Origin of the sequence: Geothermobacter hydrogeniphilus, from assembly GCF_002898515.1 — a bacterium.
Classification (GTDB): domain Bacteria; phylum Desulfobacterota; class Desulfuromonadia; order Desulfuromonadales; family Geothermobacteraceae; genus Geothermobacter_A.
The window spans coordinates 56,312-71,699 of the sequence record NZ_PPFX01000020.1; the positions used below are offsets into that span (position 1 = coordinate 56,312).

Consider the following 15,388-nt stretch of genomic DNA (forward strand, 5'->3'; position numbering starts at 1 on the left):
ATACGTTCACAACCATTATCTGGGCCAGTTCTGAACAGGAACTCTGACACTCCGGCGGACTCCGGGCTTCTTTCCGGCGGAGACCCTCGGCGCGGCGTTGTGCCCGAACGGCAATCCCTTGCCGGTTCGCTGAAATTGATCTGCAGCGGATTCCGGCATCAGCATGCCGCTTTCATCCTGGCGTGTATTTACCTGATTTTTGAATACAACCGGCCGCAGCAGGTTTACCCGATGCTCAACTTTCTGCCCTGGGGGAAGGTGCTGCTGTTTCTCGGGGCGTTGTTCGCTTTTGCCGACAGGGAAACAGAGGCTCCCCCATCCGCGGCGGTGCGGCCCATGTCCGCTTTCGCGGTCTGCGTGCTGCTGTCGACCCTGTTCGCCTTTTCTCCGGGGACCGCCGTCAATGACTGGATGATGTTTTTCAGCTGGATGTTCGTGGTGCTGCTGCTCACCAGCGTGGTCAACAGCCGGTCGCGACTGTTCCTCTTTATGACGGTCTATTTTCTCGCCAACCTGAAAATGGCCCAGCACGGATTCCGCTCCTGGGCCATGGGTGGCTTCGGCTTCTCCGGTTGGGGGGTGACGGGGTCGCCGGGGTGGTTTCAGAATTCCGGTGAATTCAGCCTGCAGATGGTGGTCTTCCTGCCGCTGGTTTTTTCCTATATCGCGTTTTTCCGGCGGGGCTGGTCAGTTGGAGTACGGCTGTTTTTCTATCTTCTGGCCGTCATGGCGGCCGGGTCGGTCATTGCCGGCGGGTCGCGTGGGGCCATCCTGGGGCTGGCGATGGTCGGTCTCTGGTGCCTGCTCTTTTCCCGCCAGCGGCTCAAGGCCTTTATCCTGGTGGTCCTGCTTGGGGTCCTGATCAGCCTGGTGATGCCGGCCGGTTTCAAGGCCCGTTTTGACACCGCGGGTAAAGACAAGACGTCTCTTTCTCGGCTGGCTTACTGGCAGGTTGGAGTCAGTGCCGTGGAGAAGCATCCATGGACCGGGGTCGGTTTTCGCAACTGGACGGTCTGGATCCGTGACGAGCATCCGGAGTTGATGAAAAAGGTCGGGACTACTCTGCACGCGGAGGTCATCCACAACACCTACCTTGAGGCGGCGACCGAACTGGGTTTTCCTGGGTTGTTCATCTATCTGCTGCTGTTGCTGCAGGTGTTTTTCACCAATCTGAAGACCGCACGGGTGGCCCGTTTGCTGGATGATCGGTTTCTCGAATCCACGGCCAGGGGATTGAACGGCGGCCTGCTCGGGTTTCTTGCGCCCAGCTATTTCATGTCGGTGCTTTATTACCCCTATGTCTGGATGTTTCTGGTGCTGTCCGTCAGTTGTTCAGTTGTCTGTGGGCGGATGTCTCGCGAAAAACGACTGGCAGCCGCTCCCGCGATGGCGGCCGGGATGGTGCCCGGCGGCAGGGGGGCGGTATGAAAGGTGTCCGGCTCAAGCCGTCGATAAAGCGCCTGTTAGGCAGTGTCGTGTCAACGGCCGCGGGGCGAAAGCTGGTGAATCGCTGTTCCCCGGGATTCGCCACGGTTTTTCTGCTGCACCGGGCCGCGGGAGTTCATCCCGGTATTCATGGCCACGACCCGGAGGGTCTCGAACAGATCCTGATCGGTCTGAAAAAACGCCGGTTCAACCTGGTTTCTCTGGACGCCGTCGTCTCCGCGGCGCGGGGGACGACGACCCTGCCGAATCAATCGGTGGCCTTTACCATGGATGACGGCTACCGGGACCAGTTGGAGATTCTGGCGCCGGTCTTTGTTCGTCATGGCGTGCCTTTGACCGTTTTTTTAACCACGGGACTTCTGGACGGGGAATTATGGCCGTGGGATGCCAAGATTCATTGGTTGATGATGCGGTTTGACCGGCAGCAACTGGAGATTCCGGTGGGTCGGCAACGGATTTGCTGGTCCACCGGGTCAGTTCAGGAACGGCTTTCGGCACGCCGAGAACTGCAGACCATCGCCGCTGCTTTGTCATCAGAACACTTGCCGTCTTTTCTCTCGTCTCTGGAAGATGCGGTTGGGATCAAGCTTCCGAGGAACGCACCAGAGGAATTTCAGCCGGCAAGCTGGGACCAGGTCCGGTCGCTTGAAGCCGAGGGGGTGCGTTTTGCTCCTCACACCCATTCCCATCGAATTCTGAGCAGACTTTCGGAGGAGGGTGCCCGCGGTGAATTGCTGCGCTCGCTGGACAGGGTCAGGTCCTGCACAAAACGGGCACTGCCGGTGATGGCCTATCCGGTCGGGATGGAGACGCATTTTGGTTCACGGGAGATGGCCCTTGCGGAGGGGTTGGGCTATTCGGCGGCCTTTTCGGTCTGCGGGGAGTACATGCGCTGGAAGCGTATTGATGGTGTGACTGACGGCCGCTGTTATTCGATCCCCCGGTATGCGCTCCCGGCGAAGATCTGCGATGCGATGTGGATTGCCGGAGGCGTCGAATTGTTCAAGTGGAGTTCGGTTTCCCTGATGAGTCATATGGGGGAACTGGTGTATGGACATGATAAGCGGACAGGACGTGTGGGTCGCAGGGTTTTTTTGAGAAGCCAATTGAGAAAATTGGCCTTGTCCCTGGGGCAGTATTCGAGATTCAGGGAAATTGACCCGGGGCGGATAAAGAGGCTGGTTTTCGTTTGTCGGGGGAACGTGTGCAGAAGTCCCTATGCTGAGAAGGTTGCACAAAGACTTGGATTCCCGGCCGTCAGTTGTGGAACTGATGTTCTGCATTCATCGCCGGCGGAACAAATGGCTGTTCGCGCGGCACTGATGAGAGGGGTAGATCTTTCCGGCCACATGTCGAAGAGTATTCATGATCTCCCTATTGATAGAAATGATTGTCTGGTTGTCATGGATCCATCACAATTGCCTGTCGCAAAAGAAGTTATGTTTTCAACAGGGGGGCAACTTACGCTTATCGGATTATGGTGCTCCCCTGCGGTTGCTCAAATTACTGATCCGTACAGATCTGGAGTGGAAGATTTTTTAAAGTGTTATGTTTTAATAGAAAATGCAATAAAGAGATTTATTGCTTCATTTAATAAATAAAAGGTTAATTATGAACTTGTCTATTGTTATTCCTGTTTTGAATGGTGAAAAATATATCAATGAGTGTATTGATTGTATAAATAACTTGGAAAAAAACGATGACATCGTTAATGTTATTGTTGTCGACAATGGTTCTACTGATTCGACAATAGAAATTTTGGTAAATAAAAACATTGAGCAAATTGTAAGAAAGGGAGTAACAATTTCTGCTCTCAGGAATATTGGTGCAAGAATGACCGATAATGAGTATATTGCATTCGTGGATTCAGATTGCTATGTAGACAAGATGTGGTTGAAAAATTTAAAAAAAGCATTCATCAATGATGATTGCGGTGTTGTTGGTAGATATTATTGTATGTCTTCAACAGATAGTACTTGGGTGGAAAAGCTGTGGTGTCTTAGGAGGAGTGACATAAGCGGGTCGGTAAAGTTCTTGCCAGGTGGGAATATGGTTTTTCGAAGGTCTGTCTTTGATTTGGTTGGTGGTTTCGATGAAGAGTTGATTACTGGAGAAGACTATGACATCTGTTCAAGAGTAATAAGCAATGGATATTCAATTGTTAATTATCCTGGTGTAGATGTTGTGCATATGGGTAATTATAAAAGATTGAAAGATATTATTGTCAAGGAGAGATGGTATGGAAAGGGGATGATGTCGTCTTGCAGGAGACCGTCAAAACCTCTTATTGCATCGATAGCGTTTTTGTTGTGTATATTAATGTTTGTCTTCTTTTTACTGTTCAATTACAATCTCCTATTTATTCCAATAATTTGTCTAATTGCAGTCGTTGTTCTTGTTTCTGTGAGTTTTTCAAGTTTTATCAAATATAACAAGTTCGTGTTTATTGTGAAAATGATGCCAATTTCATTGTGTTACCTGTTGGGTAGGTGTCTAAGTTTGTTTGATCATTTTTATTATACAGTAAAAGCAAGTTGTACAGAAGGAAAATAGTATAAATGGAATATTTGGGGAATAAATTAGATTTAATATTTAAGTTAATCGGAGAAGATGTTTCTGGCTCGATGGTGGAGTTGAAAAAAGTAGAACAGCTTGACAGTAAAAATGTCGAAAAATATAAACTAAATAAGTTGAAGAATTTGATGGAGTTTGCTTGTGACAATAGCGTGTTTTATGGATCGTTGTTTGGTGACGAGTTGGCAAATGGTGTAGATCCTCAAGAAATTTTGTCTCAGATGAAACCCATTGACAAGCAAGTGATCAGGGAAAATTTTGAAGACATGATTTGTGAAAAAGCACCAGGTGGATGGCGTTGTACGAGTGGGACTTCTGGTTCTCCATTTGTGTTTCCAAAGGATAAACGAGCTCTTTCGTATATGGACGGTATGATGTTTTCTGTTTATCAGTGGCATGGCATTGATCCGTGTGATCGTCAGGCAAGGTTGTGGGGGCGTGCTGTCGGCCGTGTTGCTGGTTTTAGTCAGAAAATGAAGGACTTTGTTTTGGGGAGGAAAAGACTTTCTGTCTTTGCAATGAACGATGTTAGTTGTAGGGAGTATTTCTATGCTTTAAAAAAAATCAAGCCAAGGTATTTCTATTGTTACCCGAATGCGATCTATCAGTTTGCGCTTTCCTTGGAGCGCCAAGGGTTGAATGGGAGAGATCTCGGTGTGCCTATTGCTATATGCACTGGCGAGGTTCTCTTCCCTCATTGTCGGGAAAAGATTGAAGAATCCTTTGGTTGCAAGGTAGTCAATGAATATGGGTCAAGTGAAAACGGAATAATTGGCTTTGAATGTGAGTTCGGTAGAATGCATATTCTTCCTACGGTCATTGTTCAAATCATAAATCCTGATGCAGGTGGGTTTGGTAAAATTGCAATTACAGAGTTGAATAGCAGGTCACTGCCGTTTATTAATTATACTAATGGTGATGTGGGAAGATTGGATATGGGCAGGTGCTGCTGTGGTAAGCCATTTGACGTATTGGAGATAAAGGACGCAAGAGTTGATAGTTATATAAAGTGTCAAGATGGGACTATCGTCTATGACGCTATTTTGGCGTATATCTTTAGCGGAAAGGTGGCTCAGTTCAGGGCAATACAGGAGAGAATTGACCTTATCACTATAAAAGTCGTCCCTAATGGAGCATTCGGAGTTGATTTGCAGGATAGTATCTCTCTGAAAATAAAATCTTATTTAGGAGATAATGTTTCAATTATCTTCGATATTGTCGATAAAATCCCCCATGAAAAGTCCGGGAAGCTCAGATACTTCATCCCAATGAATTAATTTCGAATTGATTGTGTTTCGTCAGTTGGATGAAGATATCAGGATTCTTAGTCCTGTTGGGCTAGCTGGACGGGTGTTGCTATAGGTCCCTAGCTGATATCCATATGTGCCCTTATAGTTAGAATAACCAGGGGAAAATTCACCATTGTTGTCTATTATATTGTCACTCATCGTAGCTTTTATGTTATCGATATCGTCTATACAGTTTTGAGGATTGTTCTTCGCCGTAGGTGTATAGTAGCTAATGAAGTCAATTGTTTTTGTCGCCCAGTCATTGAAATTATTGTCATTTATAATTACATTATTTTTTACAATATATTTATTTCCTGGATCGCAGTTATTTCCATCGATATTCTGAAAACGTATGTATCCAATCAATGTATTTCTGTAGTATGAGATATTTTTTGTTGGTCCATCAGTGCGCGGGCTAAATGTATGGGCCATTTTGTTCTCAGCGGCAGAAAACAGGTTGAAGGAAATGTCAATATAATCGGCGTTAAACATTATTGCATTCATTGCATGGCCGAATATTGTACCAATGGGCATTATGATTTTATTCTTCCTGACCGTGAGATAATCAGTCCGGGATTTTGCTCCGATACCGTTATTTATGCCAGTTACTCCAGTTCCGCCAGGATCATGAATGTAGTTGTCTTCAATCAGTGCATGATACGTATCATACATGCTACCTATGGCCGAAGCTCCGGTAAAATATGAGAATTCATTGTCTTGTATGACTAGATAATTTCCTGGTCCACCTGAGTTAAAGTAAAGAAAGCCTTGATTTTCATTTTCCGTCCTTACGGCAACCAAGTCGCTGAATACGCATCTTCTTATAGTCTGGTAATCGACACCACCTTGAACGACAAAGGCATTGTCACCAAAGTTCTTGAAAGTTAAATTATCAAGAAAAATGGCATTTGTAGTGCGTGCCCTTACGTCATTTCCGTTTATGGCAATATTTTCACCAGGAAATCCAATCCATGTAGTTGGTGTTTTCCTGAGATTCATTTCTGGAACACTTTGAATATCACCCTGATATTCAAAGAATGAATAATTCCCATTACGAAAATACACGATGTCATTCAAATTAGTCTGATCTGTGTATAATACTAATGATTTTATTGATTTGTATGGTGACTCTATCGACCCGTTTTCGATTGTTGATTGCGAATTCACGTCCACAAACAAAAAACCATTCGTCGTTACATCAATAGACCATGTTGTAGACACGGTGGTATTTTCTGAATCGGTCACCGTCAAGGTTATCGGTCCGGTGCTTGATTGGGGATTCGGCCAGCTGATCTCGCCGGTAGCTGGATTGATGGTCATTCCCGTGGGAGCATTCTTCAGGCTATAGGTAAAGGGATATAGCCCGCCAATTACGGCAGCTCTGATGTTGTATTCAATCCCTGGATATGCCCTGAAAATCCGGTTTGTTGCCGGGATCGCCGGTGAGCCGGTTCCAGCAGGCTTGATATTGATTATCTCAAGCGGGAAAAATGCTGCGTAACTGAATCCGGCTGTCACCACCACCAGAAAAACAACCATCAAAAGTAATTGAACAATTGTTGGATTTTTGTGTTTTCGTGTCATCATAACTCAAACCTTCTTCTGCCTGTTTGTTTGTCGGCCCGACCGGCAGCCGTCTGATACGTATCTTGATATGTTTCCGGACCGTATTCTTGCCTGGCAAGGATTTCGCGATTCACAGTTCCAACTTCAGGAGCCGAAGGGAGGAGTGGAGGGAAGTGGTTCGTTGGAATACCGGAATGAATCCTAGTCGCAGCTTTCTTTCCGGTCAATACGCATTAGCACAGAACCGTTTTTCGTGTTTCGACGCCCGTTTCCGGATGATTGCGCTGCTCTTGCTGTCTTGATGTAACAGCAAAAAAAGTGCCATCATTGTGCCGTTGACGCATTGTTTTCTTAGTGCTGGGAATCATTCGTGTTTTTTTCGTTATTTGATTCCCGCGCCTTTCCCGTGTCCCTTTTTCAGCTGTCCATAGCGATTTTTTGACACTCCCCGACCTCATGCTGTTGTCTAAAATCTCTTGTAAGGCAGTATTTTTCCGACGAAAATTATTCTTTAGAGCTTTCATTCAGCGATGGCTGTGATAGGGTTTTAACATTCTTGTTCATATGTCGGGGGGATTGGGTTTTGGTGCGAGTGTGCCATGTGATATCGGGCGACCTGTGGGCCGGCGCCGAGGTGATGGCTTTTCACCTGTTGCGGCATCTGCAGAATGAGCCGGGGATTGAGTTGCGTGTTGTTCTGCTCAACCGGGGGCGACTTGCCGATGAGTTGCGTGCCGCCGGTATCACTGTTGACGTTGTCGAAGAAAACAGGCTGTCGTTCCGGCAGCTTGTCTGTACCGTTCACACTCTTCTGAAAGCCGCTCCGCCGCACATTCTGCATTCTCACCGTTACAAGGAAAACCTGGTTGTGTTCCTTGTCTCCAGGCGGTTGTCGGGGGTACGTCTGGTCGCTTCGCAGCATGGACTTCCCGAGACCCCGGGGGAACATTCAGGCCGGCGGCTCAGAATCAAGTCGAGGATCAACTTCTTTGTCATGGCCCGCTTTTTCCACCGGGTTGTCCCGGTCTCCCGGGACATCATGACCCTTTTTGTCAGTGACCTCGGTTTTTGTGCGGAGCGAATCAGCGTGATCCCCAATGGGATTGAGCTGCCGGCATCGCCGGACCGGGCGGATGACGTTGATGTCGTGACGCTGGGATCTTCAGGCAGGTTGTTTCCGGTCAAGGATTATCCCCTGATGGTCCGGGTGGTCAAAGAGATCGGTGCCGCTGAGAAGGTCCGCGCGCTTCTGGCGGGTGAGGGACCGGAGCGAAGCCGCATCGAACGTGGCATCGCGGAAAACAACCTGGAGGGTTCTTTCCGGCTGGTCGGCCACCTGGATGCCATGGACGATTTTTACCGCGGGCTCGATATCTATCTCAATACTTCGGTGCATGAAGGCATCCCGATGACCATCCTCGAAGCCATGGCTCACGGCCTGCCGGTGGTGGCTCCTGCGGTCGGCGGCATTGCCGAAATGATCGAGGATGGGGTGGAGGGGTTCCTGGTTGCCGACCGTTCGCCGAAAAGTTACGCCGAGAAATGTCTGCTGCTGATTCGTGATTCACGGCTGCGCAGACGGATGGGGGAGGCCGCCCGCCTGAGAGTCGAGACCTGTTTTTCGGCTGCCGCGATGGCCGCCGAATACGCGACCTTGTATCGAAGGATGAACAGTACAGCCGAAACGGCAAGGGTCGGGGATGTCTCCGACCGGTCCGCCGTCTGAGGGAGGGGCGATGCTGATCCTGTTTTACGGTTCCATTTTCATGATTGCCTTTGCCTACTTCGGCTACCCGTTGTCGCTTCTGCTGTTGTCACGGTTCCGTTCCCGGCCGGTGGCGCGGCGGGCGATCGCGCCTTCCGTCACCCTGATCATCACTGTCTTCAACGAAGAGGCGCGCATTCGTCCCAAGCTGGAGAATACCCTCGCTCTTGACTACCCGCGAGAAAAACTGCAGGTCCTGGTCGCCTCCGACGGTTCGACCGACGCGACCAACAGCATTGTCGAAAGCTACCGTGACCGGGGCATTGAACTGCTTCCGGTCAGAGTGCGCGGCGGCAAGGAGAATGCCCAGAAAGAGGCCGTTGAGCAGGCGCGGGGAGATGTGCTGGTCTTTTCCGATGTCGCGACCATGCTTGATCCGGAGGGATTGCGGAAGATGGTCGCCAACTTCGCCGATCCCGCCGTCGGCTGCGTCAGCAGCGTTGACCGGGTGCTGGACAAGGAAGGGCGTCCCGGCGGTGAGGGGGCCTATGTCCGCTACGAGATGTGGTTGCGTTCGCTGGAATCATCGGTGCATTCCCTGGTCGGTCTGAGCGGCTCCTTCTTCGCCGCCAGGCGGGAGGTCTGCAGCGATTTTTCCGCTGACATGCAGAGCGATTTCCGCACCCTGCTGAACAGCATGCGGCTCGGGTTGCGGGGGGTGAGTGACCCGCAGGTGGTCGGCTACTACCCCGATGTCGCCGACCAGCGTCGGGAATTCGATCGCAAGGTGCGCACGGTTCTGCGGGGGCTGACAGTCTTTTTTCGCAATCTCGAGTTTCTCAACCCCCGGCGCTACGGTTTTTTCTCCTACCAGTATCTCTGCCACAAGCTGCTGCGCTGGCTGGTTCCGCTGTTCATGGCGACGGCCCTGATTTCAAACCTCTGGCTGGCCTCGGGGTCGGTCTTTTACAGCCTGCTGTTCTGCGTCCACTTCGGTAGCTACCTGGCTGTCGGATGGAGCTGGTGGCGCCGGGCCCTGCCGGCCTGGACGCCATTGAAGATTCCCGTTTATTTCGTGGTCGTCAATGCCGCCATCCTGCTGGCCTGGTGGCGGTACCTCGGTGGTCGGCGACAGGTCATGTGGACCCCGTCACAACGGTGACCATCGGTTCAAGGGAGCGTTTATGTTCATCCTGATATGTTCAGCGGCCGCGATCTCCATGGCCGGGCTGGGGGCTCTCTACCTGGCTTCGGGATGGCGTATGTCTTCCGACCGGCTGCTGCTCGCCGCTCCGCTGCTGCTGTCGGGGGCCCTTGAACTGTTTGACCTGCTCAGTCTGCGGATTCCGGATTCCCTCTCTCTCTGGTGGCCGGCGTCCTTTGTCTGCGAGAGCCTGCTCGCCCCGGCCTGGCTGCTGGTCGGTCATGCCATGTGCGGCCCGCCGGCGAGCGACCGCGTGCGTCGCATCCGGCGGATACTGCTGGGAGCCTCCTTCCTGCTGCTTCCCGTGGCGCTGTTCGGTTCCGGATTTCTGACCATGTTCAGCCCCGATTTCGACCAGGAGCGGATCGTGTTTCTGAGTCGGGCCAGTTACCTGTTTTATCTCGGGCTGGGATTTTTCCTGGTCAGCGCCCTGGTCCTGCTGGAGCGTGGTCTCGTCTCTCACCAGGGGCTCAACCGCTGGCGGATCAAGCTCGAAACCGTCGGCATCGGAACCATTGTCGCTTCGCAGTTCTTCTTCTACAGCCAGGCGTTGCTGTACCGTTCCCTTGATTACAACCTGCTCCCGGTTCGCTCGGCGGCCCTGGTCCTCGGCTGCGGCATGGTCGTCTATTCACGCCTGCGGCGGGGAGATCCTCCGAAAATCCGGATCTCCCGCCGGATGACCTACCGCTCCATCGTCATTCTGATCGTCGGCCTGTATCTCTTTTCACTGGGACTGGCAGGCGAGGGAATGCGCTATTTCGGCAATCATTCACAACGCTACTTTGTCGGTCTGCTCGGATTGTTCGGCGGGGTGGCGGTGCTGATGCTGATCCTGTCCGGCACCCATCGGCGCCGCCTGCAGGTTTTCATCAACAAGAATTTTTTCAAGGAAAAGTATGACTACCGCAATCACTGGCTCGATTTCACCCGTCGTCTCGCGTCGACCTGCTCGCTGGAGAGCGTGGCCCGGTCGGCGCTGGATTTCTATGTTGAAACCTTTTCCCTCCACGGAGGAGCCCTTTACCTGCTGTCGAACGACCGTAATCTCTATCAGCCCTACGTGGTTGTCGATCATTCCCTGCCGACCGAAACGATTGACGTCGACAGTCCTCTCGTCCGCCTGTTCCTTGAAAAAGGCTGGGTCTTCAATCGTGAAGACGGCCAGGAGGATATTCTGCAGGTACATCATGGCCTGTTCCGTCCCTATCGCTACAGTTTTGCCGTGCCGTTGTTCGTTGAAGAATCGATCGAAGGAATCATCCTGCTCGGTGAACGGGTTGACCGGGATGAGCATCTGAATTACGAAGATTTCGATCTGATGAAGACCCTTGCCGTGCAGACCATGGCCATGCTGCAGAATTATCGACTCGGTGAGCAGCTCTCCATCAACAGGGAACTGGCGGCGATTGGGAAAGTCTCGGCGTTCATCATGCACGACCTGAAAAATCTCGTCACCAATCTCGGCCTGGTCGTTGAGAATTCCAAGGATCACCTGCACGATCCCGAGTTTCAACGGGATATGATCGACACCCTGGACGGCACCGTGGACCGGATGAAGGGGCTGATCGGCCGTCTGCAGAAATTTGGTGCCGGGCAGCCCCTGAATCTCTGCCTGACCGATCTGCGGGCCCTCGCCGGCGAGGTGATCGCCGAATTCGCCGCCGGAAGGATAAGGTTTTCCGGTGAGTCGACGCCGGTGCGGGTGGACCGGGCGGAAATACGCAAGGTGCTGCTCAACCTGCTGCTCAATGCCGTTGAGGCATCGACCGGGGAAGAGATGATCGAACTGCGGGTCTGCAATGAACCCCGACCCTGCATCCTGGTCCGTGACCGTGGTTGCGGTATGTCCGAGGCTTTCATGCGGGACCGGCTGTTCCGGCCTTTTGAAACAACCAAAGACAGCGGTTTCGGAATCGGCTTGTTTCAATGCCGGCAGATTGCCGAGGCTCACGGAGGGCGTATCGAGGTCGAGAGCCGGGTCGGCGAGGGGACCGAATTCAGAATCCTGCTGCCTGCCGTGACCTCTCCAGCTGAGCAGGTGGAGTGGTCGCCGGTTGTGGAAGATCAATACGCGGCGTCGGCTGATATTCTCAATGCCGCACCGTTGCTGAAAAAGGACTGAACCCGGATGGAGACGAACCAGATGGCTGGACGGCTGACGACAGGGGGAAGAGGAAGATGAACAGGCTGCTTATCGTCGATGACAATCCCGAGATCCGCAAGCAGTTGAAGTGGGGGCTTTCCGGTGATTACAGCTTGCTGTTCGCCGAAGACCGGAAGAGCGCGCTGGCCCATTTTCAGCGCTATCAGCCGGCCGTTGTACTGCTGGATCTCGGCCTTCCTCCGGCGGCCGAAGGTGTTTCCGAAGGGATGCAGACCCTGGAAGAGATTCTTGATCGCGATCCGTTCTGCAAGGTGATCGTCGTGACCGGGCGCGATGAGAAAGACCACGCGCTGCAGGCGGTCTCACTGGGGGCGCACGATTTCTATGCCAAACCGATCGACCTGACCGAAATCAGGGTCATCCTGCAGCGGGTTTTTTACCTGGCACGCCTGGAAGCGGAGAATGATCGACTGCAGCAGGAACAGCAGACCTGCGGGCGGGATTCGGGTCTATTGGGGCAATGTCCGCAGATGCTGGAGGTCTATAAAACGGTGCGCAAGGTCGCGACCACCGATGTCCCGGTGCTGGTGTTGGGCGAGAGTGGTTCCGGCAAGGAGATGGTGGCGCGTTCCATCCACTGCCAGGGGTTGCGCCGGGATAAACCGTTTGTCGCGCTGAACTGCGGGGCGATTCCGGAAACGCTGCTTGAGGCCGAACTGTTCGGCCACGAAAAAGGGGCGTTCACCGGTGCCGTCAAAAAGGTTCTCGGCAAGATCGAATGTGCCGAGGGAGGAACCCTGTTCCTGGATGAAATCGGTGAAATGTCGCCCGCCCTGCAGGTGAAACTGCTGCGTTTTCTGCAGGACAAGATCATCCAGAGAGTCGGTGGACGGGCCGACATTCCGGTGGACGCGCGGATTATCGCCGCGACCAATGTCGACATTCATCAGGCCATCGAAAACCAGAGCTTCCGTGAAGACCTTTTCTACCGGATCAGCGTTGTCAGCATCGAATTGCCGCCGTTGCGTGAGCGGGGGGACGACATCCTGCTGCTGGCCAACCTCTTTTTATCCCGTTACGCCATGGAGTTCAATAAACGGATCCGTTCCTTCAGTACCGCCGCGGTGCGCAGCCTTTATGAGCATGACTGGCCGGGAAATGTTCGGGAACTGGAAAACAAGGTCAAACGGTCGGTGGTGATGAGCGATCGGTCGGTGATCTCACCCGATGCCCTGGGTTTCAGTGCCCCTCGGGAGGATGCGGAAAGCGCCAGGGAGGGCGTAACCGCTGTGCCCGGCGAGATGGACCTGAACGGGTTGACGCTCCGGGAAGCGCGCAGTCTGGTCGAGCGGGATCTTCTGCTGCGGGTGATCGAGCGCGAGCAGGGCAACCTGGCGCGCAGCGCCGAAATGCTGGGGGTGAGCCGACCGACCCTCTACGACCTGATAAAAAAACACGGTCTGCCCCACCTGAGCCAGTCCTGAATTGTTTTTTATCAACGCCGCAGGTGGGTTTTTGCTCAGTCTGCTATTGAGATTTGAAGGAGTGCGTCGCGCTCGGATAACTATTCCCCCGGTCATCCACCGCCACGACTTTCCAGTAGTAGTCCTGCCCAGGTTCCAGGTCATAGAGCAGCAGCTGGGTGTCGGTCAGATCCGGTACCACCTCGGTGTACAGGGGGGAGGGAGCGGCGCCGCCCGTGGAATTGCCCGTGACGCTGCCGTCGCTGCCGCAGCCGAACACCAGCAGGCAGGCGGTTACCGCCAGCCCGGCGCGCAGCGGATAGCCCGTTATTCCCTTCATCAGGCTTATACCGTAGCCGGCAAGGGCGAGCAGGGCCAGCAGGCCGATGGCGGGCGATAGCGGGGGAGTGTTGCCGGAAGGAGGAGCCATCAGTCCCGCGGCTGCTGGATTCAGCTTCGGATCGGTGCCGTAATAGAGGGTATAGGTGACGTTGTAGTTCGCCGGGGCGCGGCTCCAGACCAGGTTGACCGAGGCGGCCACGGCGCCGGCATTCGTCGGCGAAATCAGCAGCGGAATCCACGCGCTGGCGACGGTTTCGGAATAGCCGCTTTCCACGTTCAGGCTGTTGTAGGCGGTGGCGGCGAAGAAATAGACCTGGCCGTCATCCGGCAGGGTGAGGTCGATGGAATTTCGGGACGGGTCGGCAACGACGATCGGTGAGGCCCCCTGCGGCAGTTCCGTGCCGTTGAACGGCAGGCTCTGGTCGCCGGCCTTGTAATAAATCTTGTAGCCGGCAACGCCCGGATCCGGGCTCTGGTCCCAGGAAAGGGTGATGTTTTTGGCGGAAGAAAGGGAGGGGATGCCGAGTATCAGAAGCAAGAGTGTAAAAATGATGGATCTCATGGTTCGACTCTCCAGGCCCGGGATTTAAGACTTGGCGCGCGGGTAGGCGCTGCCGATTGATCCATGGGCCGGTCTTGCGATCAGTTGTTCTGTTTGAGCGATATTTATGCCAAGAATCAGCTATTTAGCACAACATCCCTGAATCATTGATGAATCATCCGTCCGGCGGTTGCGCGGCATGGACGGAATTGGCCGTCATCCGGGTGCGGTCATCGTAAAATTGGCACCGGGTACTGCTATTTTGCGTCACAGGAGGTGGACCGGGAGGGTGTCGGCTGGTTGCGATCCGATCGCGATTTATCCCGAGCTGCCGAGGGTTTTGACCTGAATCAGTGAGTTCCTGTTGGATGGAGAGTGCAAGTGCTTGGTCTGAATGGGCTTTTCAAAAATCTTAAGCGCACCCATAGGTTCGCTGGTGATTTTTGGGGAGCTCAGACAGGTCAATGACTTGTGTTCTCCGCCGACAAGGGACTCACTGAATCAGGTTTTAACCATATCTGCCGGCTCGGTGCAATACGTATTGGCGTGAAAATTCAGTGTGCATATGGGCAGACCTGGGCTGTTGTCGGGCAGGAATGGTGTTGTTGCAGGGGGGATGTGTAGCTTGACGCGAAACGCAACAAGGGGTTAGCGAATTTTCGCTAACCCCTTGATATTTCTGGTGGGCGTTACTGGGATTGAACCAGTGACTGTCGCCGGCCGGCTGCGGCGTCGCCGGGATGGTCTGGCCATGGATCTGGACCGAATCGAGGCGTGCAGGGATCGCCTTGGGGATGTGGTCCGGCTGATCCCGGAGAGCATCTGTCCGACCCCTTGGCTGCGCTATTATCTCGATGCCTGGGTGGCGCGGGTGACCATTCCGGCTCTGTACCAGTTCGTGCTCAATGTGCTGGCGGACGACAGCCTGGTCTTCATGTTCGTCTCGGCGCCGGGGAGTTTGCATCATCATAACCACCCCAGTGGGCTGCTTCAACACAGTCTGGAATGTGTCCAGTTGGTTTCCCACTTCCGGCAGTTTTCTCGTGAACAGCTGGAACTGGGCATGGTGGCGGCCCTGTTCCACGATATCGGCAAAGTGCTGACCCTGACCCGCGAGATGCAGCGCACCAGCCTTGGTCGGACGGTCGATC

General features: G+C 53.1%; 11 protein-coding genes. 9 read left to right on the forward strand and 2 right to left on the reverse strand.

Annotation, left to right across the window (positions count from 1 at the left end):
- Positions 1–99 precede the first annotated feature (99 nt).
- The 4 genes from C2E25_RS09910 to C2E25_RS09925 are packed head-to-tail and all read left to right on the forward strand — an operon-like array spanning position 100 to position 5,297.
- Positions 100–1,428, forward strand: a complete 1,329-nt coding sequence (locus C2E25_RS09910; RefSeq protein ID WP_103115590.1) for an O-antigen ligase family protein — start codon at positions 100–102, stop codon at positions 1,426–1,428.
- Positions 1,425–3,047 (forward strand): polysaccharide deacetylase family protein, encoded by a 1,623-nt coding sequence (locus tag C2E25_RS09915; protein WP_103115591.1) that lies wholly within the window; start codon positions 1,425–1,427, stop codon positions 3,045–3,047. Before C2E25_RS09910 ends, C2E25_RS09915 begins: the two co-directional genes overlap by 4 nt.
- Positions 3,048–3,057: 10 nt before the next feature.
- Positions 3,058–3,999 (forward strand): glycosyltransferase, encoded by a 942-nt coding sequence (locus C2E25_RS09920; RefSeq protein ID WP_103115592.1) that lies wholly within the window; start codon positions 3,058–3,060, stop codon positions 3,997–3,999.
- A gap of 5 nt (positions 4,000–4,004) precedes the next feature.
- Positions 4,005–5,297 (forward strand): phenylacetate--CoA ligase family protein, encoded by a 1,293-nt coding sequence (locus tag C2E25_RS09925; protein ID WP_103115593.1) that lies wholly within the window; start codon positions 4,005–4,007, stop codon positions 5,295–5,297.
- Positions 5,298–5,318: 21 nt separating this feature from the next.
- Here C2E25_RS09925 and C2E25_RS09930 read toward each other — a convergent pair whose 3' ends face one another.
- A complete protein-coding gene (locus tag C2E25_RS09930; protein ID WP_103115594.1) occupies positions 5,319–6,896 on the reverse strand; it encodes an Ig domain-containing protein in 1,578 nt (525 codons plus the stop codon).
- Between the two features lie 565 nt (positions 6,897–7,461).
- Here C2E25_RS09930 and C2E25_RS09935 point away from each other — a divergent pair.
- From C2E25_RS09935 to prsR, 4 genes are read left to right on the forward strand one after another with little or no spacing between them, the layout of a single operon-like run.
- Complete coding sequence (locus C2E25_RS09935; protein WP_233189395.1) at positions 7,462–8,601, forward strand: glycosyltransferase family 4 protein; 1,140 nt, start codon at positions 7,462–7,464, stop codon at positions 8,599–8,601.
- Between the two features lie 10 nt (positions 8,602–8,611).
- Positions 8,612–9,742 carry a glycosyltransferase family 2 protein gene (locus tag C2E25_RS09940; RefSeq protein ID WP_103115596.1) on the forward strand — a complete coding sequence of 377 codons (1,131 nt, stop codon included), beginning with the start codon at positions 8,612–8,614 and terminating at the stop codon, positions 9,740–9,742.
- 22 nt (positions 9,743–9,764) lie between these two features.
- Positions 9,765–11,909: an XrtA/PEP-CTERM system histidine kinase PrsK gene (gene prsK / locus C2E25_RS09945; protein WP_158247211.1), complete on the forward strand. Its 2,145-nt coding sequence runs from the start codon at positions 9,765–9,767 to the stop codon at positions 11,907–11,909.
- A gap of 56 nt (positions 11,910–11,965) precedes the next feature.
- Positions 11,966–13,375: a PEP-CTERM-box response regulator transcription factor gene (gene prsR, locus C2E25_RS09950; RefSeq protein WP_103115598.1), complete on the forward strand. Its 1,410-nt coding sequence runs from the start codon at positions 11,966–11,968 to the stop codon at positions 13,373–13,375.
- Between the two features lie 43 nt (positions 13,376–13,418).
- Here the strand turns inward: prsR and C2E25_RS09955 are convergent, their stop codons facing one another.
- Complete coding sequence (locus C2E25_RS09955; protein ID WP_103115599.1) at positions 13,419–14,258, reverse strand: fibronectin type III domain-containing protein; 840 nt, start codon at positions 14,256–14,258, stop codon at positions 13,419–13,421.
- 685 nt (positions 14,259–14,943) lie between these two features.
- Between C2E25_RS09955 and C2E25_RS09960 the strand changes: the two genes are divergently transcribed.
- On the forward strand, positions 14,944–15,388 hold a 445-nt coding region (locus C2E25_RS09960; RefSeq protein ID WP_199177402.1), incomplete at its 3' end, for an HD domain-containing protein.